The organism is Paenibacillus sp. 32352 (assembly GCF_002042965.1).
Taxonomy (GTDB): Bacteria; Bacillota; Bacilli; order Paenibacillales; family NBRC-103111; genus Paenibacillus_S; species Paenibacillus_S vulneris.
The window spans coordinates 34016-57726 of sequence record NZ_MZNT01000007.1; the positions used below are offsets into that span (position 1 = coordinate 34016).

Annotated in this window: 18 protein-coding genes and 2 riboswitches; of the genes, 2 read left to right on the forward strand and 16 right to left on the reverse strand. The window is 48.2% G+C overall.

The genetic code is table 11. The features are described 5' to 3' along the window. Nucleotides 1-90: 90 nt before the first annotated feature. The gene (locus B1728_RS17295) at nucleotides 91-1011 is read right to left on the reverse strand and encodes a LysR family transcriptional regulator (protein WP_079911523.1); all 921 of its coding nucleotides are present in this window, start codon (nucleotides 1009-1011) and stop codon (nucleotides 91-93) included. Nucleotides 1012-1127: 116 nt separating this feature from the next. Between B1728_RS17295 and B1728_RS17300 the strand changes: the two genes are divergently transcribed. After that, nucleotides 1128-2510: an MFS transporter gene (locus tag B1728_RS17300; protein WP_079911524.1), complete on the forward strand. Its 1383-nt coding sequence runs from the start codon at nucleotides 1128-1130 to the stop codon at nucleotides 2508-2510. An 86-nt stretch (nucleotides 2511-2596) separates the two neighbouring features. On the opposite strand, the gene B1728_RS17305 is transcribed toward B1728_RS17300, so the two are convergent. The 12 genes from B1728_RS17305 to B1728_RS17355 all read right to left on the reverse strand — a co-directional run bounded on the left by B1728_RS17305 (nucleotide 2597) and on the right by B1728_RS17355 (nucleotide 16331). Beyond that, nucleotides 2597-3298, reverse strand: coding sequence for a class I SAM-dependent methyltransferase (locus B1728_RS17305; protein ID WP_079911526.1), 702 nt, complete (start codon nucleotides 3296-3298; stop codon nucleotides 2597-2599). Nucleotides 3299-3311: 13 nt separating this feature from the next. Further along, nucleotides 3312-4097 carry an ABC transporter ATP-binding protein gene (locus B1728_RS17310; protein WP_079911527.1) on the reverse strand — a complete coding sequence of 262 codons (786 nt, stop codon included), beginning with the start codon at nucleotides 4095-4097 and terminating at the stop codon, nucleotides 3312-3314. Continuing rightward, on the reverse strand, nucleotides 4045-5079 hold the full coding sequence (locus B1728_RS17315; protein WP_079911529.1) for an ABC transporter ATP-binding protein: 1035 nt from the start codon (nucleotides 5077-5079) through the stop codon (nucleotides 4045-4047). The genes B1728_RS17310 and B1728_RS17315 overlap by 53 nt, the downstream gene beginning before the upstream one ends. Before the next feature lie 20 nt (nucleotides 5080-5099). Beyond that, nucleotides 5100-5966, reverse strand: coding sequence for an ABC transporter permease (locus tag B1728_RS17320; RefSeq protein ID WP_256865393.1), 867 nt, complete (start codon nucleotides 5964-5966; stop codon nucleotides 5100-5102). After that, on the reverse strand, nucleotides 5963-6904 hold the full coding sequence (gene nikB / locus B1728_RS17325) for a nickel ABC transporter permease (protein ID WP_079911531.1): 942 nt from the start codon (nucleotides 6902-6904) through the stop codon (nucleotides 5963-5965). Before nikB ends, B1728_RS17320 begins: the two co-directional genes overlap by 4 nt. 1 nt (nucleotide 6905) lies before the next feature. Beyond that, nucleotides 6906-8501, reverse strand: a complete 1596-nt coding sequence (locus tag B1728_RS17330) for an ABC transporter substrate-binding protein (protein ID WP_079911533.1) — start codon at nucleotides 8499-8501, stop codon at nucleotides 6906-6908. Between the two features lie 147 nt (nucleotides 8502-8648). Continuing rightward, nucleotides 8649-8841: riboswitch (cobalamin riboswitch) on the reverse strand. A 73-nt stretch (nucleotides 8842-8914) separates the two neighbouring features. After that, the gene (gene nrdF, locus B1728_RS17335; RefSeq protein WP_079911535.1) at nucleotides 8915-9880 is read right to left on the reverse strand and encodes a class 1b ribonucleoside-diphosphate reductase subunit beta; all 966 of its coding nucleotides are present in this window, start codon (nucleotides 9878-9880) and stop codon (nucleotides 8915-8917) included. A 26-nt stretch (nucleotides 9881-9906) separates the two neighbouring features. After that, nucleotides 9907-11991, reverse strand: coding sequence for a class 1b ribonucleoside-diphosphate reductase subunit alpha (gene nrdE, locus B1728_RS17340; RefSeq protein WP_079911537.1), 2085 nt, complete (start codon nucleotides 11989-11991; stop codon nucleotides 9907-9909). After that, a complete protein-coding gene (nrdI, locus tag B1728_RS17345; RefSeq protein WP_079911539.1) occupies nucleotides 11978-12337 on the reverse strand; it encodes a class Ib ribonucleoside-diphosphate reductase assembly flavoprotein NrdI in 360 nt (119 codons plus the stop codon). Before nrdI ends, nrdE begins: the two co-directional genes overlap by 14 nt. A gap of 139 nt (nucleotides 12338-12476) precedes the next feature. Further along, nucleotides 12477-12683, reverse strand: a riboswitch (cobalamin riboswitch). Between the two features lie 367 nt (nucleotides 12684-13050). Continuing rightward, the gene (gene metE / locus B1728_RS17350) at nucleotides 13051-15342 is read right to left on the reverse strand and encodes a 5-methyltetrahydropteroyltriglutamate--homocysteine S-methyltransferase (protein ID WP_079911541.1); all 2292 of its coding nucleotides are present in this window, start codon (nucleotides 15340-15342) and stop codon (nucleotides 13051-13053) included. Between the two features lie 97 nt (nucleotides 15343-15439). Continuing rightward, a complete protein-coding gene (locus tag B1728_RS36840; protein WP_256865394.1) occupies nucleotides 15440-15565 on the reverse strand; it encodes a hypothetical protein in 126 nt (41 codons plus the stop codon). Nucleotides 15566-15722: 157 nt separating this feature from the next. After that, nucleotides 15723-16331 (reverse strand): TetR/AcrR family transcriptional regulator, encoded by a 609-nt coding sequence (locus B1728_RS17355; RefSeq protein ID WP_079911543.1) that lies wholly within the window; start codon nucleotides 16329-16331, stop codon nucleotides 15723-15725. A 102-nt stretch (nucleotides 16332-16433) separates the two neighbouring features. On the opposite strand from B1728_RS17355, the gene cyoE reads away from it, so the two are divergent. Next, entirely contained in the window at nucleotides 16434-17351 is a 918-nt protein-coding gene (gene cyoE, locus B1728_RS17360) for a heme o synthase (RefSeq protein ID WP_079911545.1), read from the forward strand. A 133-nt stretch (nucleotides 17352-17484) separates the two neighbouring features. Here cyoE and B1728_RS17365 read toward each other — a convergent pair whose 3' ends face one another. Genes B1728_RS17365 through B1728_RS17375 form a run of 3 tightly spaced genes read right to left on the reverse strand, consistent with a single transcriptional unit; the run spans nucleotide 17485 to nucleotide 23686 of the window. Further along, nucleotides 17485-19248 carry a glycoside hydrolase family 2 protein gene (locus tag B1728_RS17365; protein WP_079911547.1) on the reverse strand — a complete coding sequence of 588 codons (1764 nt, stop codon included), beginning with the start codon at nucleotides 19246-19248 and terminating at the stop codon, nucleotides 17485-17487. A gap of 36 nt (nucleotides 19249-19284) precedes the next feature. Next, nucleotides 19285-21657 (reverse strand): glycoside hydrolase family 43 protein, encoded by a 2373-nt coding sequence (locus tag B1728_RS17370; RefSeq protein ID WP_256865395.1) that lies wholly within the window; start codon nucleotides 21655-21657, stop codon nucleotides 19285-19287. A 13-nt stretch (nucleotides 21658-21670) separates the two neighbouring features. After that, a complete protein-coding gene (locus tag B1728_RS17375) occupies nucleotides 21671-23686 on the reverse strand; it encodes an alpha-L-arabinofuranosidase C-terminal domain-containing protein (RefSeq protein WP_256865396.1) in 2016 nt (671 codons plus the stop codon). Nucleotides 23687-23711: the final 25 nt, after the last annotated feature.

The following is a 23711-nucleotide window of genomic DNA, read 5'->3' on the forward strand; positions in this document are numbered from 1 at the left end:
AATGCCCTTGCGACCATCTTCAACTTGAAGTCTAACACCAAATTTAACCCATGACCCCACTTTGTAGGAGAGTTAAAGAGGCACCTTTCTCTATCCCTGAGTTGGTTTCGCCTCTATAGGTGAGCCTGTAGTCTGTTTGGATATCGTATCGAAATACTCTACTACAACCTCACGAAATTCCTGAGCGGCACGTGAAATATACCGCCCCTTGTGCCATAATAAAGCAATTTCCCTTACCAATCCGCAATCCTCCACTTGGAGATAGTGGATGTCCTCCCGCGAATTCCTTACTGTGCTTGGCATGAAGGCAATACCAATTCCGGCTTCCACAAGAGTGCTCAGCCTCGCAGGCTCATTGCCTTCATATACATATTTGGGTTCGAATCCAACCGATTGGCATACAGAGTCCACTAAATCGCGAGTACCGTGGCCCTCCTTTACACCGACAAACCATTCATCCTTTAATTCTTTCAAAGAAACGCTGCTTCGTTCTGCCAGCCGATGCCCCTTTGGAACAGCAATGAGTATGGGATCGTTGTACACCATTTGACATTCAATATCATCTTCTTGTATTGGAGGTGAGGATAGACATAAATCAACCTCTCCTCGATGAAGAAGGGTAACCATTTCCTGTGTGGTCAGCATTTGAACATGAAATTGGATATGAGGCCGCCTTTTCCGAAACTCTCGCAGGATCTGGGGCAGCGTGCCCGCAGTGGTTACCGCCAATTTGAGCGTGCCGTGCTCCGGGCTGGACAAATCGACAATTTCCTGTCTCCCCTGCTCCAATTCAAACAAAGCCCTTTCCGCACGGCGAAGGAAGCGGCTTCCGAATTCATTGAGACGCAGATTCCTTCCTGTTCGATCAAATAGCGGAGCTCCAAGATCCTCTTCCAGGCGTTGAATCGTTTTACTCAGTGATGATTGCGTAACGTGCAGACTTCGTGCAGCCTCGGTCACATGCTCCAATCGGGCTACAGTAATAAAATATTGCAATTGAAGAAGTTCCATTTCCTTGCCCCCTAATTCATTCCCTCAAGTCAATGGAATCATAACATAAAATGCGTTGGAGTAAATAACTGATTTCATGTACGATAGCATTAAAACATTTTAGGGGGAGCTTAATAATGAATGCCCGCAGTTGGTGGTTAATGATTTCTGTAGGACTTGGGATCCTGATGAACCCCTTAAATTCTTCCATGGTTTCGGTTGCTATTCCAAGGCTGCAAAATGTGTTTCAGCTCGACTTTACTACGGTTTCCTGGATCATATTTTCTTTCTACATTGCGAGTGCCATTGCCCAACCCGTCATGGGAAAAGCTAGTGACTTATTCGGGCGCAAGAAGATATTTCTTACCGGGCTATTGATTGCCTTCGCCGCCTCCTTAGCAGCTCCCATATCTCCGAATTTTGGGTGGATCATCGTATTCCGTATTGTGCAATCCGTCGGAACCAGCATGATGGTAGCCGTGGGAATGGCTATTGTACGAATTCATATTACGGAGAAGCAAGCGACTGCGCTGTCCGTATTGTCCATATTCCTCTCCGGAGCAGCAGCCATTGGACCGTTTATTGGAGGGGTCTTGATTCACTGGTGGGATTGGCATGCAATCTTTTTCGTCAATATTCCGTTTGCGGCGGCGAGCTTTTTTTTGGCATGGAGGACGATTCCCGAGGACAGAGCTTCGGCACAGGTTGAAAGCAGCATGTCCTTTCGAAAATGGATGAGTATGATGGATGTATCAGGTATCGTCCTTTTCGCAGCGGGTCTGGTTGCCCTGCTCGTTGGATTATTATCAGCAAATTCCACAGGACATGTCTCATCGCTCAATATCGTTGTCGGATTGATCGGCCTTGTGCTGCTTTTAGCTTTTGTGCGACATGAGTTAAAGACGTCATCCCCTTTCATTCCTTTGCGTACTTTCGCCAAATATCCAGCGATAACTTGGGTCAACGTCGAATTCATGCTCGTTAACGTTCTGTTTTACTCGATCTTCTTCGGGCTTCCCTCCTACTTGCAGCTGGTTCGTCATGTCAGCGAATTCCATACCGGGATTCTGATGCTAAGTTTAGGCTTATGCTCGCTCGTTGTTTCCCCGTTCGCAGGACGATGGATTGATAAATCAGGTCCTCGACCGGCCTTACTAGTGTCCGCTATATTAATGACTTTGGGGTCCATATGGATTGTGACCTTGAATCAAACTTCGCCGGTTATTAGCGTATGTCTGGCATTAGCTGCTTTCGGAATCAGTAACGGGTTGAACAACGTCGGCATGCAAGCGGCCTTGTTTCAAAGCTCGCCAAAGCCAATCATCGGTGTAGCCTCAGGATTGTTTAATACTTCAAGATATTTTGGAACCATTCTCTCCTCATTGTTGATAGGTATCGTTATGGGAGGGAAGTTCAGCTTCGAGGGATTTCGATTGCTGGGGATCATCCTTACGATAGTTGCGTTGTCGTTGGTATTCATGAGCCTGCGCCGCCGGGGATCTGAGCAAGCAGCGGATTAGTGTGATAACCCCGCATCGACAAATCGAATTTTTCGCATTCAGCGACCGCGGATTTCAATTATACTATGCTAAAAACAAAAACCGCCTTATTTCTGGCGGTTTTGATCAGATCTCCAATGGATTAAAGCAACATCGTGGATCATTCCATTCTTTCGCTTTATCGGAAAACGTTCATATGAATGTGAAATATTCAACTCATGCAAAATATCAGATAATGCATCCGCGCGTTCCTTTTCCGTCTCCTTGACTTGAAGCGGACCTGCAAAGGGCCTGCCGATAGACTGGATAAGAAAGACGTGCCGGCATGCAGTTTCGTGCATTTTCAACAGACTTGCCTTCATGTCCCGAATCCGGTAAAAGGCATTCGCACCAAATACGATGTCTGCCTTATGCTCGGTAGCCTCCTCCCATTTGCTGATAATCGCTTTTGGAAAGGAACCGATTCTCGTCGGCCAGCTGCTGCATAGTTCCTTGTACATTGCCTTCGACGGTTCAATCAGGGTGATCTCACCGACATTAGGAGCAAGCAATTGCGTGAACCCGCCTGTTCCCGGCCCGATCTCAAGGAGATGGTCATCCGGCGCAAGGTACTCATAAATAGTATTCATGATCGGCTCCGTATAGGGAGCTAACGGATTCCGCTCATCATAGGCGGGTGCGTTTTCGACCCAATAGCTCTCTTCCTCCGCGTCAATTCCCACCCGGCAGTCTTTGGCTGCCGCCTGCTCCCAGGCTTGAATCCAATATTCAGATGGCATTGCTGAAATAGTCGTATTAATATGATTCATTCGCTGATCTCCTTTACGTCATGGAATAGGAAGAGAAGGCTCTAAACGCCTCTGTTAACTGTTGAGTGTAAGGATGCTCGGGCTGCTCCCATATAGCGGCGCTGTCTCCGAGCTCTACTAAGCATCCCTGATGCATCACCGCAATTCGACTGCAAGTATGGCGAACGAGGTCCAAATCATGGGAGATAAACAAGTAAGACATTTGATACTGCTTTTGAATATGCTGCAGCAGTTCTACGACCTGCGCCTGAACAGAGACATCCAGCATCGAAGTGGGCTCATCCAGGATTAAGAGCTTGGGCTCCAGGGTCAAAGCTCTGGCAATAACGACCCGCTGGATCTGTCCTCCGCTGATCTGATGGGGATACCTGTACAGAAGATCACGATGAAGTCCAACTAACTCCATCAGCTCAAGGACCTTAGCCACGCCTTCTTCTTTATCCATCAAGCGATGCAATGTAATCGGCTCCAGCATGCTTTGAATAATCATTTGACGCGGATTTAATGCGGAGTCCGGATGCTGGAATAAGATCTGCATTTGCCTGCGAAGCGGCTGCATTTGCTTCATCGTGTAATACGTAATATCGACGCCATTAAAAATAATGCTTCCCCCTGGATCGCAAGGAAGAAGCTTTAGTATGAGTCGGGATAATGTTGATTTGCCGCAGCCGCTCTCTCCTATTAAGCCCAAGGTCTCGCCAGACTCTATGTTCAACGAGATATTTTGAACCGCCCTATAACTGTGTTTATGTAGCCAGCCGGTTTGAAAGGTTTTGTTCAGGTTGGCGACTCGGATCATAGAGAAAACACCTCACTTTGCTTACTTCTGCTTGTTCTGTGCCTGTACAGCTGCCCGGGATTGTGACTGTGGACAACGAATACAATTCAGGCATTTCCATGCTGCACTCATGCTTTCTATGCTTGCAACGGCTATAGAACGAACAGCCAGTGCTTGTCTCAGAGACTCCCATGCTTGTACCTGGAATAGGCACCATCCCCCGGCCGGGAATCGATCCGAGTAGCCCTTGAGTATAGGGGTGCTTCGGGTTGCGGAATAGCTCCTTAGCGTCGCCCTGCTCTACTATTTGGCCTGCATACATAACGCCGATCCTATCGCATAACGATTCCGCTATATGCAGATCATGCGTGATGACGAGCATTCCCGCACCCGTTTGTTGAGCGACTGTCCTCATCATTTCCACTGTTTGATATCTGACCATGGCGTCCAAGCCTTTGGTAGGTTCATCCGCAATAATAAGGGATGGATGACCGCACATGCCGATGGCAGCAAGAACCCGCTGCTTCATTCCACCGCTAAGCTGAAAAGGGTAGCTTCCCATTTTACGCTCCGGTTCCGGCATTTGCAAACGCGACAAGAGCTGTACAGCATCCATATGGAGCTGTTTTCTTCTTTTATTTGTCCGGTGTCTGACCATGGCTTCTTTCAGCTGATATCCGATGGTCAGAACGGGATTCAAGGAGGTCGCCGGATTTTGCGGGATCAGCGCGATCTCACTGCCTCTCCATTTGCGCAAGCTTCTTGGATCCAGCTTCAGTACATCCTGTCCTTTAAACATAATGGATCCTGTTACTTGTGCGGTGTCGGGAAGAAGACCGGGAATGCTAAGGCCCAGAACCGATTTCCCGCTGCCGGTTTCACCGATCAATCCCCAGATTTGTCCTTGATGCAGATCAAGGGAAACCCCCTTCACGGCATGAACCATCCCTTCTTTCGTCCGAAAGGATGCTGTCACATTCTGAATTTGAAGTAGCGGGGCCATGATTCACCACTTCCTTCCATTTAAAGTAACGATCTTTCCTGAGACGATTTGGTATCGAGCTTGTCTCTAAGATGATCCCCTATCCAATTGATGCATAATGACACGACTGCAATACAAAGTCCGGGTGCCAGCATGAGGTGGGCATAGCTTCGAAAGTACGGCCTTGCATCATTCACCATAACGCCCCAATCGGCTGCGGGAGGCTGGAGCCCCAGACCGAGAAAGCTTAGAGAAGCGATAGATAAGATAACCCGGCCTATCCGAATCGTAAATAATACGAGTAACGGCCCTATCATATTAGGAATGATGTGACGGACGATGATATAGTGATGTCCAGCTCCTAAAGCACGAATGCCTTCGACATAAGACTCCTCGCGAATCTTCATGACTTCCCCACGGACCACCCGGGAGAACTCCGGCCACGAGGTTACGATAAGGGAAATAAACAGGCTCTTAATCCCCGGCCCTAGGGTCCCTGCTATAGCCAGCATGAAAGCAAGCCCCGGCAAGCCTTGAAAAATGCTCACGATGCCCTGAATGAGATCATCGATCCATCCTCCCCAATAGCCCCCTATCGTTCCAATGATAAGTCCCAACGCCATGGTGACAGCCGTTACCGCGATGGCAAGCAGTATGGATACCCTTCCTCCATAAAGAAGCCTGCTGAACACATCTCTGCCCAATGTATCCGTCCCCAGGATATGCTCGGGTGAAAGAGGTGCCAGCCGTTCTGACATATTCACCTGATTGGGGTCATACGGTGCGATCCACGGCGCCAAGAAGCTGCATAAAAGGATAAATAAAAGCACTGAGCACGCGAGTCCGGCAGACCCCTTCAGCATCACCCTTTGGCCTCGTAGCCTGATAGAGGCAAACTTCAGCTTCATTGAAGCTTCCCTCCCAATCTCATTTGCGGATGAATGACAAGGTAAGACATATCGACTAGCAGATTAAAAGCCACATAAACAAGACCTGTAAATACGACATACCCTTGAATAACGGGATAGTCCCTGCGAAATATTCCATCCATAGCAAACCTTCCAATACCCGGTATGGCAAAAATCACTTCCACTATGACCGATCCGCCAAGAATAGCTCCGAAGTATGATCCGATGACGGTAATAAGCGGAATCATCGCATTTCGCAAAGCATGAATGATCAATATGCGTGTGTCGTGCAGACCTTTGGCTTTGGCTGTTACCATATATGCCTGATTCCATACCTCAAGCAGTGCCGCTCTGGTTAAGCGCATCAGGACTGCACTCGTTCCGGCTGCCAATACGATGGCAGGCATAATGAGATGCTTAAAGGTTCCGTAGCCGCTGGTAGGCAGCCAGTGAAGCTTTTCGGAGAATACGGTAATCATCAGAATAGCCAGCCAGAAGCCTGGGATTGAAACCAGGGATAAAGCCAATATTCGCGCCGTATGGTCAAAAGATGTGTTTTTCTTCATGGCCATGAGCATTCCCAATGGGATTCCAGTGCCTACTGCGATGACCAAGGCCATCCCCGAAACACTCAATGTTACAGGAAGCCGGCGCAGCAGCTCTCCGCTTACGGATTCCTTCGTCATATAAGAAATTCCAAGATCCCCATGACTCGCTTTCCACAGCCAATGAGCATATTGGACGATCATCGGATCATTCAATCCAAGCTCTGCCCTTTTCGCCTCAATTTCTTGCTCTGTCGGCTCCTTAATCCCATTCATGCTTAAAGCTTCGACCGCAGGATCTCCGGGCGAAGCTACACTTAGTGCAAAAGCTATAAAAGAAATACCCATAATGACCGGAATGGCTGCTGCTATCCGTCTAATGAAATACATCATGTTACGATACCCATTTGAGCTCGGGAAGCGTAGTTCCGTAAATCGTTGCCTTATAACCGGTAATTTTCTTGTTGTAAGCAATCAAGCTCGCATCGTTGAACAAAGGAATCGTCGGCAAATCGGATGCCGCTATCGTTTGAAGCTCATTATAAATGCCTTTGCGCTCGTCCATGCTCAAGGTGGCTTTTGCTTGATTCAGCAGCTGGTCCACTCTGTCGTTTTTGTAGCCAAGGCTGTAGCTTTTATTGCTGGAGCCTGTGCTGGATAAATAGTTGGTGAATAACGTATACGGGTCTCCGTTCGGAAGACCTTGCGTAGCCAATGCCAGGTCATAATCTCCTTTGGCCTGGGCATCTTTAAAGGCGGCCCCATCCAGAATGCGGATATTCACATCCAGCTGCAATTCCTTCAGCACGGATTGGAATAGCTCTGCTTGCGCCTTATAAGGATAACGGTCCAAGCCGTAAGTCGGCACGATCAACTCGATGCTTTTTCTTTGATTGCCCAGTACTTCAGCTGCCAATTTCTTGGCCTCTTCTGGCCGATAGTCCAACGGGATATCCTTATAAAACGGCGAGGTATTGCTCAGAAAATTAACCGTTGCCGCAGGATAACCCAAGTAGAGCTCCTTCACTAATTGCTGGCGGTCTATCATCATGCTAACGGCTTGACGCATTTTGGGGATGTCAAAAGGCGCTTTTTTTCCATTCGGATGAAGATAGTGAGAGATGGTTGATTTTGTAGCCGAAAGTTCGAATTGCGAATCCTTCAACAGTTCTTTGGCCAGAGTCGGAGGAATAGCACCGAGGTCCATAACTCCCATAATCTCCCCTGATTTCAAAGCAGCAAGTCTGGTATCAGGATCCGGAATGACGCGAACACGTATCCGTTGGCTGGCAGCCTTCTGACCATAATAGCCGTCGAAAGCTTCGAGCAGCGCAAATTGGTCCTTCTTATGTTCGATCAGCTTGAAAGGGCCCGTACCTTGGGGAAGGCCGTTAAAATCGCCTTTCTCGTTAAAATTTTTAGGGCTGTAGATCGGGCTTGAGAAATTCACCATCGAATACAGTAAAGTCGGCTGTGGATTCTCGAAGACGAGCTTGAAGGACATATCGTCGACCTTGACGACATCCTTTAACCCAGGATAAGAGCTTTTGATATCCAGAGTATAGAACGGCGAGCTCTTGGGACTTACTCGCTTGTAGCGGTTAAAGTTAGCGATGACCGCATCAGCATTCAGCTTCTCTCCATCATGAAACTGAACATTCTCCCGCAGCTGAAAGGTCCATTCCTTGCCGTCCTCGGACATCTTCCAAGACTTTGCCAGCTTGGGGGCAGGCTGTCCATCCTCGGAGGCTGCAATTAACGGCTCCCAAACATAAAGAATTGTACTTGTGTAGTAGGCATCCTGAGGACCCGGAGCCAGATCGCGAGGAGCGGCCAGCACGACCTCTTCCGGATGTACGCTGCCGGAGGAAGCAGATGAATTAGCCTGAGGCTGCGCAGACGGACTGCACCCGGCCAATGTAAGCAGTACGCAAAGCGTCAACAGGATAAGCTGAAGTGCCATTTTGCTCCGTAAAAATGAAGGATGCATAATTATCAATTCCTCTTTCTTTCTAAAAATGAAATACAAAAAAGACATCTTTACCCAGACGTGAAGCTAGAAAGGTAAAGATGCCCCGGTTGTTGAGGAACAAACGACAAGCCGTCTTTAACACTTCCCTATCAGCCGTAGGTAAAAGCAGTGCTGTCAGAACAGGCAGGTCTCCTGGCTCTGGACTCCTCATCATCAGCAGCCTTCCCGGTCTATGGCTAGACCAGTGGCACCGTTGCTGTGACTCCTCCATTACAGTGGCGGGACCGCGTCGGTATTGCACCGAACTTCCCTATTAAGCTTTAGCATCTGCTAAAGCACCTTGTTCCCCTTATATGCAATTTGTATGAAGCTTATCTGATCATATAGGATAATTCGATTTTGGGCAAGCGTGAAGCATCCATCATAAAGCATCAGTCACCAAACAGGAAATCATCATCCGTCAAAGTTTCCACGTTAACCGTCCGAATATACCCGTTGCCTTTCTTGGAAAAGAAATCATGCTGCTTCGTACGGGTATTAATCCCGTTAAGGACGATAGGATTGATATCCTCTTCCGGGAACAAAGGCTCCAGCCCCAGGTTCATCATGGCTTTGTTTGCATTATAACGCAAGAAGGCTTTCACTTCGCCCGTCAGCCCTACTGCGGTATACAGTTCCTCTGTATATTGCTCTTCGTTGCTGTGCAAGTAGCGAAGAAGTCCTTGCAATGTCTCATAAGCAGCTTGCTGTTCGTCCTGATCCAATTGGGCATACACCTCTTGAGCCAGCATGCCGACATACAACCCGTGAATGCTCTCATCGCGCAGAATCAGGTTAATGATCTCCCCGCTGCTCGTCATTTTCCCTTGCCCGGCCAGGTACAGCGGATAAAAGAAGCCGCTATAGAACAGATAGCTCTCGAGCAGTACGGAAGCTGCCATCGCCAAGTACAAATCTTTGCGTGAGTGAATGTTGTTATAATATTGGGATATCGTCTCCGCTTTGACCTGTAGGAAACGGTTGTTTTCAATCCATTGAAAAATGCTATCGATCTCTTCCGTCGATGCCAATGTGGTAAAAATACTGCTATACGATTTGGCATGGATTTGCTCCATCATCCCCATAAAGCCGAGGACCGCTTTACGCTGCAGCCCTTCGACGAGCTCGAGAATTTTGGGCATTCCGACGCCGCCTTGTACCGTATCGAGCAGCGTTAAACCGCCAAGTACCTTCATGTACAGGTCCCGCTCCGCATCGTTTAATGTCAGCCAGGACATTTTATCATCGGATAGCGGAATCTCCTCATCCGTCCAAAATTGCATAATATTTTGCTTCCAGAATGTATCCGTAAAATCGTCATCTGGACGGTTCCAATTCACGGCTTTCCAAACACTCATTGCTGCAACTCCCTTTCCAGCTTATCTTATACGGAACAACTGATGCACTCTTCAACGGAAAGATGGTTCGTCCGAGTGTAATAAAGAGATTTCAGTCCTTTTTTAGCTGCGTAAATATAGTATCGTGCGAGCTGTCTCGTCGTCACATCGCTGTTGACGTGCAGGACCGTGGATATTCCCTGGTCCACATGCGTTTGAATTTCGGCAATCAAATCCAATACCTTGAACTGATCCATCTGATAAGCCGATTTATAGAAGAAGTAGTTATCTCTGCTCAAATACGGCATCGGATAGTAGGTAGTCGAGTTGGCATAGGTGCGCGTTTCGATTTGCTCGACAATCGGCATTACGCTTGACGTTGCATTCTGGATATAGGAAATGCTCTGTGTCGGCGCAATGGCAAGCCGGTAAGCATGATATAACCCGTAAGCTTGTACAGCGGACTTCAGGCTCGCCCAATCTTCGGGAGACGGGATCGTCATGTCCTTGAACAGCTCTTGTACCTTACTTGTAACGGGTCTGTAGTCCGTTTCCAAATAGCGGTCGAAGTAAGTGCCGTTCGCATAGTCGGATTGCTCAAAGCCGGCAAACGTAACGCCGCGTTCTTTAGCAATCTCCATGCTTCTTTCCAACGAATAAAAGTTCATCATCATAAAAAAGGTGCGAACGAAATCTTTGGCTTCTTCGCCTTCATAAGCGATTTTATTTTTGGCCAAGTAGCCATGAAGGTTCATCGCTCCAAGTCCGACCGAGTGCATCTCTTGATTCGCTTTGGCAACGCCAGGGGCATTGGCGACGGTCGTCATATCGCTGACCGCTGTCAGTGCGGTAATCCCTTCCTTAACGGATTCCTTCACTTTATTCAGCTCCATCACGTTGGCAATGTTCAAGGAAGCAAGGTTGCAGCTGATATCGCGGCGGATTCTATCCGGCTGGCCGTAATCGTTGATTTCCGATGTCTCCTGCAGCTGGAAAATTTCCGTGCAGAGGTTCGACATTTTTATCGCGCCCAGCTGCTTCAGTGGGTGTACGCGATTGGCATTGGTTTTGTTCATAATGTAAGGATAGCCTGATTCCAGCTGAATCATGGAGATCTTGATCATCATATCGCGTGCGCTCATCACGACTTTCTTACGCACACGATCATTAGCCAGTAATTCATCATACATAGCATCAAGATCCATATCATCCAAATGGGTTCCATACGCTTTATAAACGGAATAAGGAGCAAACACGTGCAGAGGCTTGTTTTCTTCCGCCAGCTGATAGAACTTGTTAGGGATGATCAACCCGATCGATAAAGTCTTAAGGCGTGTTTTTTCATCGGCATTGATCTTCTTGCTGTCGAGCAGCTCCATAATATCCCAGCCGAAAATGTTATAATACGCAGCTCCCGACCCTCTGCGCTGCCCCATTTGATCGGCATAGGAGAAGGCATCCTCCATCAATTTGAGCACCGGCATAATGCCTTTTGCCGCACCTTCTACATCTTTAATCGGTTCTCCGCGGCCGCGTAATTTGGATAAATTGACCGCCACCCCTCCTCCGATTTTGGAAAGCTGCATGCATGTGCCGAGAACATAGTTAATCGAATTCAGAGAATCGTCCATTTCCAGCAAAAAGCACGAAACCATTTCTCCGCGACGGCTCTTGCCCGCATTCAGAAATGTCGGAGTCGCCGGCTGCACACGTTGGTCCATCATGGCCGTAGTCAGTGTTCTAGCCGTATTCATATCTCCACGAGCCAGATGCAGCGCTACAATCGCCACTCTATCCGGGTAATGCTCCAAGTACATCGTGCGGTCATTGCTCTTCACTGCGTAATCCGTATAAAATTTGGATGCCGCCATGTAGGAAGGAAATTCGAAGCGATAGCTATGCGCGATTTCGTAAATTTCCTCAACGTCAGCCGGTGAATACTGCTGATATACATCCTCGTAATAGTCGTTATCGATCATATAGCGCACTTTCGCACTCGTATCCGCGAATTGTACGCTTTTGCTATGTACTTCTTCCATAAACGCCTTTACGGCTTCCTTATCCTTTTCCAATTGAAAAAAGCCGTCCGTATCTCTTTGCAGCAACAAATTGTTCAATTCAATATGCAGCAACCAAACGCACCTCCTGTTTAAACCGCTCTACATCCTGCTTCGTTCCTGAAAGCTCAAACTTGCTTACTACCGGTACCTTATATAATTTCGCGATAAGATCGGCGCTTCGGGCAAAGCCTTCTCCCCAATTCCGATTACCGCTAGCTGAAACTCCCATGAGATTCGCATGATTCTTTTGAAGAAAGGACATCACTTTCTGAGGCACTTGACCGAAGCCCGTAGTATAGGTGATTAGAACGAACGGTTCATTCACCGTCATCATTTCCTCTATTTGAACCACTCGCATATTCAGCTTTTCGACAAAACGGCGAACATTTCCCGTCTTGGAGTCATAAGCGATCAACATGCATTTCTTCCCCTTCCTTAGTCCCCGCGGAGCAGGCATAAAAAAGCGCGTTCGGCTAACAGGGCCGAATGCGCTGAAACGAGCATGCAAATGTACATACTTCATTAAAGACGTAACGGACACCTTCCTGTTCTCCGCAGGCCGTGTCAATGATCAGGCAGGTCTCCTGGCTAGAGAATCATCATGATCGATCTGCCTTCCCAGCTTGTTTGGCTCCCAAGCCAGTGGCATACAAGACCGATCCTCCTCTCTTACAGTGGCGGGACCGCGCCGGCTTCTCACCGGACTTCCCTATTAAGCTTTCTCGTTCTATTGAACGAAAAGCACCTGTCACAACAATATATAGTTGGCAATAAATAATCTATATCAATATATGGTATTTGTCAATGGATAGGATGGCCCTTGTTTTAGTATTTTTATAGACTTCAGCCTATAGCTGACTGTCATTTTCATGCATATAAAATGCCGCTGAGACTTGCTGCAGCAAGCCTTTTGTCGATGACAAAAAAGACCTGGCGCATGCTGCGCAGGTCCTAATTAGCCGAAAAATTAGTTATTTAGTCCTGGGTACAAAGGAAATTGTATGCTACATCTTTCACTATTCCGCGAATCGAATACCGCTGGTCACCATCGACTTGGCCAGATCCAATGGAATTGCCTTTCAATTCAAAGTAACGTCTGTCTCTGTCTTATTACGGCCTATACCCTGCTTCTTATTTTGCCGCGGACTGCTCGTATTTGGCACGCGCCGTCTTAGTCGCCTCCACCATATTGCGAAGGGATGCAACCGTTTCTTCAAGACCGCGTGTCTTCAGACCGCAATCCGGATTGATCCAGAACAATTTGGGATCTAACACACGCAATGCGCGTTCAATCATACCCGTCATTTCCTCTACGCTCGGAATACGCGGACTATGAATGTCATACACACCCAAGCCGATTCCCAGCTTATAGGTATTCAACTCGAAGCTGTGGATTAATTCACCGTGGCTGCGGGATGTCTCGATGGAAATAACGTCCGCATCCATCGCTTCAATGGAATCTATCATGTCATGGAACTCACAGTAGCACATATGGGTGTGGATCTGCGTTGTTTTTTGAACTGTGCAGGTGGCAATGCGAAAGGCTTTGACAGCCCATGCAAGATAATCTGCCTGCTCCGACTCTTTAAGCGGTAATCCCTCTCGTACTGCCGGTTCATCCACCTGAATCATGCCAATGCCTGCCTTCTCCAACGCCTCTACTTCTTGTCTGAGAGCATAAGCCAATTGGTATGCAATCTGCTCGCGCGGGATATCCTCACGGACAAACGACCAGTTCATGATGGTGATAGGTCCTGTCAGCATTCCTTTTACAGGATGGCTCGTCTGCGACTGGGCGTATTTGGTTTCTTCAACGGTCATTTCACCAATGAACGCTACATCTCCGTAGATCACCGGCGGCTTGACGCAGCGGGAACCGTAGGATTGCACCCATCCATTTTGGGTAAATGCAAATCCCGCAAGCTTTTCGCCAAAAAACTCCACCATATCGGTTCTCTCAAACTCACCGTGTACAAGCACGTCGATGCCGATTTCTTCCTGGATCTTGATCCAGGTATCGATCTGCTCGCGGATAAATTCAGCATACTGCTTGTCGTTCCATTCCCCTTTACGCCATAATTGACGTGCTTTACGCACCTCAGCGGACTGCGGGAAGCTGCCGATGGTTGTCGTCGGAAATAGCGGCAATTGCCATTTCACCTGCTGAGCTGCATAGCGTTCTGCAAACGGAGCGGAACGTACTGGTTCTTGAGAGCCGACAGCTGCAACGGCGGTCTGAATCTCGCTGCGGTTTCGATCGGCGGATTGCTGAAGCGTTTGAATGGCACGATCATATTGCTCCAATTCTCCTTGAACTGCTTCCTTTGAGGAGAAAGCTTTGGTCAATAGGACGAGCTCGTTCAATTTTTCATCGGCAAACGCGAGAGCACCTTTCAAATCGGAGGTAAGCTTCGTTTCCCGCTCTACGGTTACTGGTACGTGAAGCAGGCTGCACGAAGATTGAACAATCAAGCGGTCAGCAGGTACTGCCTTCGCAAGATCTTTCAACAACTCCAGCTTTCCGGTTAACGACGCCTTCCAAATACCGCGGCCATCAATGACTCCCGCACCCAAAACCTTGTCCTGCGGGAAGCCAATTGTTTGAATGGACTTCAGATTTCCGTCGTATCCATGAACGAAATCAAGGCCTATTCCTTTAACTGGAAGCTTGACGATGTCACTGTATCGTTCTACCGATTCAAAGTACGTTTGCAGCATAAGATTCAAGCCGGGTACTGCTGCGGCAAAGGTCTCATAAATATGCTTCAATCGCTGTACGTCCTCATCGGATAGCTTGGTTACAAGAATCGGTTCATCCACCTGTACCCATTGAACGCCTTCCGCCGCAAGCTCCTGAAGTAACTGCACATAGAGCGGCAGCAGCTTATCCAGCCAGGCGTCCGTTTCCGATGCAGCGTATCCTTTGGAAAGCTTCAAGAAGGTCAACGGCCCAACGATAACCGGTTTTCCTTCAATACCAAGCTTCTCCTTCGCTTCACGATAAGCTTCAAGTGGCTTATTCTCCGTAAGCACCGGCGACGCTCCTGAAAGCTCAGGAACAATATAATGATAATTCGTATTGAACCATTTGGTCATTTCACTTGCGGCGGCACCCTCGGTCCCGCGGGCTACCCCGTAATATACGGACAAAGGAACGGCTCCGCCTGTATACGAGAACCGGCTCGGAATAATGCCGAACATCGCTGCCGTATCCAGAATATGATCGTAATAGCTGAAGTCATTGACCGGAATGAGGTCAATTCCTTTCTCCTGCTGCTTGCGCAAATGACCCAAACGAATGTTCTGCAGCTGACTGCGAAAATCTTGTTCTTCCAACCTGCCTGACCAGAACGCTTCCAGAGCCTTCTTCCATTCTCTATCAGCACCAATACGCGGATAGCCTAATACGCTGCTTTTTACCATGTGAAAAACTCCTCTACAATTTGGTTATAAAGAAATTTACCACAGATTGGTTGCTATAAAGTAATTGGATTATACTATATCTAGTTATAGCCGCAGGCTATACCGCATAGGTTGGGCTATCGTTTGCTTCAAGGCTTCCGTTCATGGTCTCCTCATCCGCATAAGGAATATCGAACGCAATGGATGATTCATTAAGCTCCAGACTTTCGCCGCTAAGCTTCACGCCAAGCTTGGCATCCTCGTCATAATCACCCGTAATCCGTGAGGCAATCTCTTTGGATGGATTGACCCAATGTCCTTTTCCATCATTGTCAATGACAAAGTACCAATGATCGATCTTCCCAATGGCATGTACGAATTCTTAACCACCAGTAGCTTGTTCACAGAGAGCAAGGGGGCATGAACATATTTTTTAATGCTTTTCCGAATAAATTAGGTGGAACATTATCTTGACTAATATAACTAAATATAGCCATGCCGTTTTCTAATGAAAGAATAGTCCATGCAATTTCTTCTGACGAAAGACCAAACTCATAATTCTCTTTCTTCATCAACTTTTCAATAGATTGGGATATTTGTTCCACTGATTGGGTTATCATGTTCGACCATTTATATCGGACTGACTCATCTCTCATCGCAAAAAGAAGAAATTCCATATTAAGCATACTCCACGTTCGATTTTCCCTAATATAAATGGGGTATTGGTCCAATTTTTCTATAAAGTGTGAAAGTGGATGCTGTTGGTCTATTACTTGATGGATCTTGTCTACATGTAATTGCATTTGTTTTTCCAATAGAGCCAGAAAGAGCTCTTCCTTGGAATTAAAATTAGCATAAAAAGCCCCTTTACTAAATCCAGCATGCTCTGCAATTTTGTCAACAGAAGCCCCATGAAAGCCAAACTCGGCGAAAATTTGAACAGCAGACTCTAAAAGCAATTTCCGTGTTTCCTCTTTTCGCTCCTTTTGCGATAGTCTTCGTCTAAGCAAGCTCCTCTTCCTCCTTTTCTTGACAACCATACCATATAGAATTAATATACCATATAGTATATAAATTCTGTTAAGTATCCGCAAATAAAGGAGAAGAAAACAATGGGAGAGAAGGAAAACCTTATAAGCCAAAGTAAGTCTTTAACCAATATTTTGGCTCAAACAGTTAAAACAGGGATTATAAAATCAAATCTGATTCCAATGTTTGCTGGATTAACATTGTCATTGTATACATATAAAATCAGTATAATTGAAAAATTGCCTGAGATACTATTTGCTTTCATAGGTTCTATTTTAGTAATAGGAGCAGCAGGAGCTTTTAATAATTTGTATGACCGAGACATTGATTCCATTATGCAGAGAACCAAAAACAGACCAACCGTGACGGGAGAAATAAATCCTAATACAGTATTATGGCTTGGTATCTTCATGTCTATTTTCGGAATTATTTCTTTAGCATTAACAACTCATTTAGCTGCAATCCTAGGGTTCGCTGGTTTATTTTTTTATATTTTCCCCTATACGATGTGGAGCAAGAGAAGAACTGTTTACAATACAGAAATTGGAAGTATATCTGGAGCGATGCCGCCTCTCATTGGATGGGCTGCTATTCATCCAGACATCACACATCCCGCGATCCTCGGACTGTTTGTCATCACCGTTATTTGGCAAATGCCACATTTCTATTCAATAGCTATTAGGAAACACAATGAATATAAGGCTGCAAAGGTTCCTATGTTGCCAGTTGTAAAAGGAATCAAGAGGACATATTTACAAACTAACATTTATTTAATTGTATTAATTATAATAAGTTTTCTTTTTAGTTCTTTAAGCATTGGACTTATGTTAGTGGCACTCCTTTTAAGTCTTATATGGCTTGGTTTAAGTATTTTCGGTTACCGGAGGATGGATTCGGAGAAGTGGGCAAAATCAATGTTTGTATATTCCCTGATCTATATGACAATTCTTTTTTCAACTGTCATTATTTATTCCCTTATGGGTATTATTTTTGATTTATAAAATTGCTGTTACGGATAGAGAGAATGATGAAAATCAATCAAGTAAGCCTCTTAGAGCGAAATCACCTCCCTCTGTACCGTAGGTCAGAAAAAGGTGATTTTGCAGCTAGCCCATTAGAATCGGTTGTTACTCGTTAGGAAAGGTTAATTTCCCTGATCTTCTCCATCGGCACCTTCGGCTTACGCTCCTCCGTCAAGAGCCCGTTCACCTCTTGTTGGACGTCGGTAATCTGGGTATAGCAGTACCCTACGATATAATCCGTCTGTTTGATCGCTTCGTGAATGCCGCGGAACCGTTCCAGGAACGCCTCCTCCGAAGCCACCTGCCCGCCGTAGCCCCAGCCTTTGTCGGACTTGAAGGCGATGCCGCCGAATTCACTGATAATAATCGGCTGCCCTTGATAGCTGTAGCCGTCCGCGAAAGCGTATTTCCAGCGGTTAAACGTTTTCCGGTTGTTGACGATGTCATCCTTACCGGCATAGCGGTTCAGGAATTGCTCCTTCCTCTCAACATAATCATGCAACGTCAAAATATCGGACACGGTATGCTCCCAACCGTCATTCGTTACGACCGGACGGTTCGGGTCGAATGCTTTGGTCAGATGATAGATCGCCTCGGTAAACTGCTGCTGCCGGCGGTCCTTGAATATGTTCATGATGCCCCAGGATTCATTGAAAGGAACCCAGGTAATGATGGAGGGATGATTATATTGCTGGCGGACAACCTCCATCCACTCGATTGTGAAATTTTGCACGGCTTGATCGTTAAACTCGAAGGTTGCTGCCATCTCCGACCAGACCAGCACGCCTTTGACATCGCACCAATACAGGAATCTTGCGTCCTCCACCTTCATATGCTTGCGGACACCGTTATATCCCATCTGCAGAAGGAGATCGATATCTTCAATTAGTGCTTCCTCGGATGGAGGCGTCAAATGACTGTCCGGCCAATAGCCTTGATCGAGCAGCAGCCGTTGGTAGATCGGTACATTGTTAAGCAGCACTTTGTCCTTCTCAATGGAGATCTTTCTCATGCCGAAATAGGAGTAGACATGGTCAATCACTTCGTCGTCGCGGTACAGAATAAACTCCACATCGTACAGATTCGGATGAGCGGGCGACCAGTAGCAGCGCTTCCACGGTCCGTTCATTTCATGAACGAGGTCAACCTCTAGCGCCAGCCAATGGCGGTCGATCGTCAGGCTTGCCTGTTTGACCTGCCGGCCTTTCATGGTGATGATCGTTTCCAGCCGAAGCGCGCTATCTGCTCGCAGCTCTCCTTTGACCTGATACTCGAATTTCACAGTATTGGAATCGAGGTCCGGTGTAATTTTCACCGAATCGACGTATTCCTGCTCCACGTATTCAAGCCAAACGGATTGCCAGATCCCGGTCGTCTGCACATAGAAGCATTCGAAATTATCATCCACCCAGCGCTGCTTTCCGCGCGGCTGCGTAGCGTCCTTACTATCCTCTACCTTAACCGTAAGCTCATTCGGCGCCCCGAACGTTACGTATGGCGTGATGTCGAATGAAAATGCCGAATAGCCGCCCTGATGCCCTCCGACGTATTCACCGTTCACCCATACTTTGGCTATATAATCGACCGCTTGAAAATGCAAGAGGATGCGCTTGCCTCCGGCCTCCGTCGGAATATCCAGCGTTCGGTTGTACCAGACGCATGGGTGATGAGCTTCTTCACCGATACCGCTCGCCTTCGTCTCGTATGTGAAGGGGACGATAATGGATCGATCCCCCTTGAAGCTTCGCTGCCAGCCCTCGGCTTCACCGGAGAGTGTATCGTCGAAGCCGAAGCGCCATTCACCGTTCAGGTCGACCCAATTCTCTCTCACAAATTGAGGCCTTGGATAATTTTTTATATACTTTTTGGTTGTCATCTGCTTTCTATCGCTCCTTTAGCTCAAGCTGTTATGTTATTGGTTCTCTGTAACGGTAAGCGGCGAGACCGTCCAGGCTGTCGCAGCGCCCCGCAGCCCTACCCGGCCTACAAGGAACGCATTCGGGTCCGTCCACTTCAGGATCGGCTCCTTGCTGTCGTCGGAGTAAACCGCAATCGAAGCTCCCTTCAGCTTTACGGTAACCCGGCGGGTCTGTCCAGCCTGAAAGGCAAGAGCGCCGGACGCTTGTTCCGCTGAATTCTCGTAGCTCACGCGTGTCAGAACGACCCTGTCACTCCGAAATACGAGGGCATAGCCCATGTAAGCATCTTTAACCTGATCGCGGAATTCAGACTCGTTGGACGTTCGCAGCAGAACTCCCAACTCGTCCTTTGCAGCTTCTTTAAGGGTTACATCGAAGCTTACCGTATAGTCCGACCAACGCGGATTCCCGCCGAATCGGTTGACCATGCCGACTTCCGACGGCTTGATAACAGACTGCTGCTTCGGTACAGGCTCCGTCAGACTCGCTTCCGCATACCTTAAGGCCAACTCGCCCTTCTTGAGGCGAAGGATCATCCATTGCGGCCCTGCTTTCATCTCAAGCTTGGTTAGCGGCACCTTCGTCCATTCCGAATCCTTTGCGAATAAGGAAGCATCCAGCTTGATTTCCTGTGTCGATTCGCCCGCTTCAATCACCAGCGTAGATCCCGTTGAGGATCTGGAAGCGTTAACGGATAGCAGATAAGAGCCGTCCTGGCGCGGATTCACCGGGAACGAGAGGCTGTCGCCCTTGTCGGTCATGATCACAGCATCGCTGCCATCGGATGTTATCCCCGAACGAACAACTGCATTGCCTTCTCTTACGCCATGAACAGTCTCCAGCGTCCCCGGCAATGGCTTGATCGCCTTCGAATCGCTGCTGCCGCCCGCTTCGTTAGAGAAGGCGGTATAGTGCAGCTCCGGCTTCGCTCCACGCGGCCAAGCATAGCCGATGCGGCCGGGCTTTGCGGCCATTACAGCTTGCTCTATCTTCAGCAGCCCGTCCCAGTAAAGCTTTGTGCCGCTTGAATCCGATTCGATACGAACCGTATGCAGCTTGGTCAAGTCAGTACCCTTGGGCAGCGGAATCACAGCAGAAGCTGACTCGACACCGTTCACACGATCGATTAACGTCAGCTGCATCGTCTTCGCATCCACCCGGGCCATTCGGTAATTTGCCGAGTCCGCATAAGCAAACAATACATCCAACGAAGACGCTGTCCCTGTATTCGGAGTTTTCTCCAAGCTAAAGCTGTATTCCGCAGTGTAACGGCTGCCTGTGCTAGCTCGGCTCACCAGAATCTCACCGCCACCAGGTTGAGCAGCCGGCTCCCACTTATCTGGGGAAGGCACAGCACCCGGCCGATCCTGGAATACCGGAGGTTCCGGAGCCTCCTGCGGGGTTCCATGTGTCGGCCCAAGCACCGACATCTTATCGCCGTTGAATACGAGGCGATCCATGTTCAGCTTGCGTACCGGCGGACCTTCCGCAGAACGTCCGATCAGATTATGGTAAACCAAATAATAGGAATCAAGGTTCGGGCCCATGACGGTTGCGCTGTGGCCGAGACCATTGAAGTCGTTGTCCGTGGAGATCAGGATCGGATTATTCTCCGGTATCGTATAGGTTCCTGTCGGAGAATTGTGAGACACTCCGTAGTTAACGCGGTATCCTTTGCTGAACACGTGATTACCGGTGTAGGTGATGAAATAGCGTCCGCTGCGCTTAATAATCATCGACCCCTCGGTCCAATGCCCGAGCGAAGCGTTTAACTGCTTGCCCGGTTCGATCGTGTACGGATCGGTCATTGAACTCGCCATGATGCCTCCGAATTTGGCATGAGTGAAATACCATTTCTCATCGTCATCGATAAAGACGGAGCCGTCGATCGTCAAGCCGAGATTATCCGTCTTCTGCACAAAAGGACCCGTCGGCTTGTCGCTTTGCAGGACGTAATGGCCTTTGCCCGCCGGAGACGTGTACATATAGAACGCGCCGTTCCAATAGACAACCTCCGGCGCATAGGCGCCAACGCTAACAGGCTCTTCCGTCACCAGGCCTTCGTAGCGCCAATTCACAAGATCATCGGAGCTCCATGCCTTGATCCCGACCCTCCGGTCTTTCGTGCTGCAATATAGATAATATTTGCCGTCATAACGGAGAACATAGGGATCGCCGATCCCGTAATCCTCCCATTCCTGATCCAATGTGAACGGATTCTCATACATCCGCTGCATGGATATAGGCATTCGATCCGCTCCTTTCTTTTCCCAAGGCTGAATCATCATCATCCAAATTAACAGAAGAATGACAACCGCAGCTCCGATAATGAGCCCTGCTTTCTTGATCCGTACCATCCTTTCCATGGGTCACGACCTGTTAACGTGATAGTTCCAAGACGTAGACGGAAGACGCCTTCAAACGGCAATTCACTTGATTGTTAGAAAATGGTATTTCATGGGTCGCACAGACAACGTGATTTGGATTGTGCACACTATTGATGCTTTCATAATCTTCCGCGGTCAGTTCCAGCAGCTGAGCTGTCCCCGATGCCGCAAATCCGCCCAGCTGCACCTCGGTGATCGTCTCCTCGAGACTGCGGTTAACGATAAATACCGTCAGCTTATCCTCCTCGCCATTCACACAAGCGACAACATCCAAATTTGGCAGGCCGCTCAGCCGAGGTGCTTCAGATAGAGGGCTATGAACCTCAAAGCTGCCGCATTCCGTATGGCTCTCTACCACATAGGCCAAGTCTCTGTTCGCATACATAGTCATAACATAATAGCTTGGCGTCCCGTACACGGTCAGAGATTTACCGCTCCAGCCCGGAGCTTTGCCGCGAAACTGATCCGCGAAGGTATCTCCTACCCGGATACATCCTCCGAGCCAGCCGTTGACCAGATCGGAGAAGCTGCCGATTTCGACCAAATCGCAATTTCGAATAAATTCGTTCAAATTGGCGGCATTCGCGACAGCAGCCTCCAAAGTGTGTTCATTCGGGAGCCCTTTACGGACGGTATTCGGATAATACATCGTGTTGTATTCCGTGATCGCCACTTTCAGGTGGTGGTATCGATCAGAGGAGCCGAGCAATTCCCTCAATTTCTCCAAAGTATCTCTCGTCCATTCCGGATAAGTGACCATTGCCTTATAACGTTCTTCCTTTGGCGTACGTTCATTCATCCCAAAACGGCCATAACCGTGATATAAATGCAGCGTGATGATATCGAAATGCTCGGCAGCCCGTTCGAGCAAAGTCCGGTTCCAATCCGTCTTGACATCTCCGCATGCCAAGAGCGTAATCTCGGGATCTGCGGCCTTCATGGCTTGGGCAAACCGCACGCAGCGTTCCGCGAATTGGTCTGCGCTGCAATGACCGACCTGCCACGCTCCCCATACCTCGTTGCCGATCTCCCAATACTTCACCCCATACGGCTCGATGTGACCGTTAGCGGCTCTCAGTCTACCCATTGGCGTATCTGCAGCTCCGTTACAGTATTCCACCCACTGGGCCGCTTCCTCCGGCGTACCCGATCCGTCGTTGACGCAAATTAGCGGCTCCACGTTCAGCTCGCGGCAAAATCGGATAAACTCATCCGTGCCAAAATATTTATTCGTCCATCCGCCCCATGCTTCATTGATTATACAAGGCCGCTCATATACAGAACCGATCGCCTGTTGCCAATGGTAAGCGCTAATATAATTGCCTGCGAGCCGCATCATGCCGGCATTCAAGTCCCTGGTCATATCGATAACTTCCTTACGAACATTGCCTACACTGTCCGAAGGTAAAAGCGATACATGGTCGATCCACAGCATGCCCGTCGATACATGATCCATCCAGCGCTCATGCTCCGAAGGAACGTACAGCCTGAACTCCGCTTGCTCGCAATCACGTGACACCTTGATGTTAGACTCATAGTGCGCCCAGTTATGGCTGACCAGGTCCAACCGCGTCGAACCGAGCACTTCTTCACTCCGCTTATCCACGATCTCGGCTACGAGCCATTTGATCTCGATAGAAGCTCTTGCATACAGCTTCAGATGATAACCATTCCGATCTTCTTTCACGGCAATGCTTTGGCTTATGCCGGCATACGCCTGGTCATCGCTAAAGCTTCGCACCAGCTGACTATGGCCAGAATGACGGGCAGCAGCCGGTTCAAGAGCGTAGACCGTGCTTTTCCCGTTCGTATAAGGACGCCAGCATCCGGCAAGCCCCCGGTATGTAGCATCCGTACTTTCAAAATCCATATCCGACAAAGGATACGCCAGCATGGCATCCATATGATCACGAATGTCCTCTACAAAATGACCGAACAAATACGGATTGATTCGATCTTTGCCGATTTGATTTGTATCCAACTTTATTTTAGCTTTTGATTGCATCATAGAACTCCATTCATCCTTCCTTCCA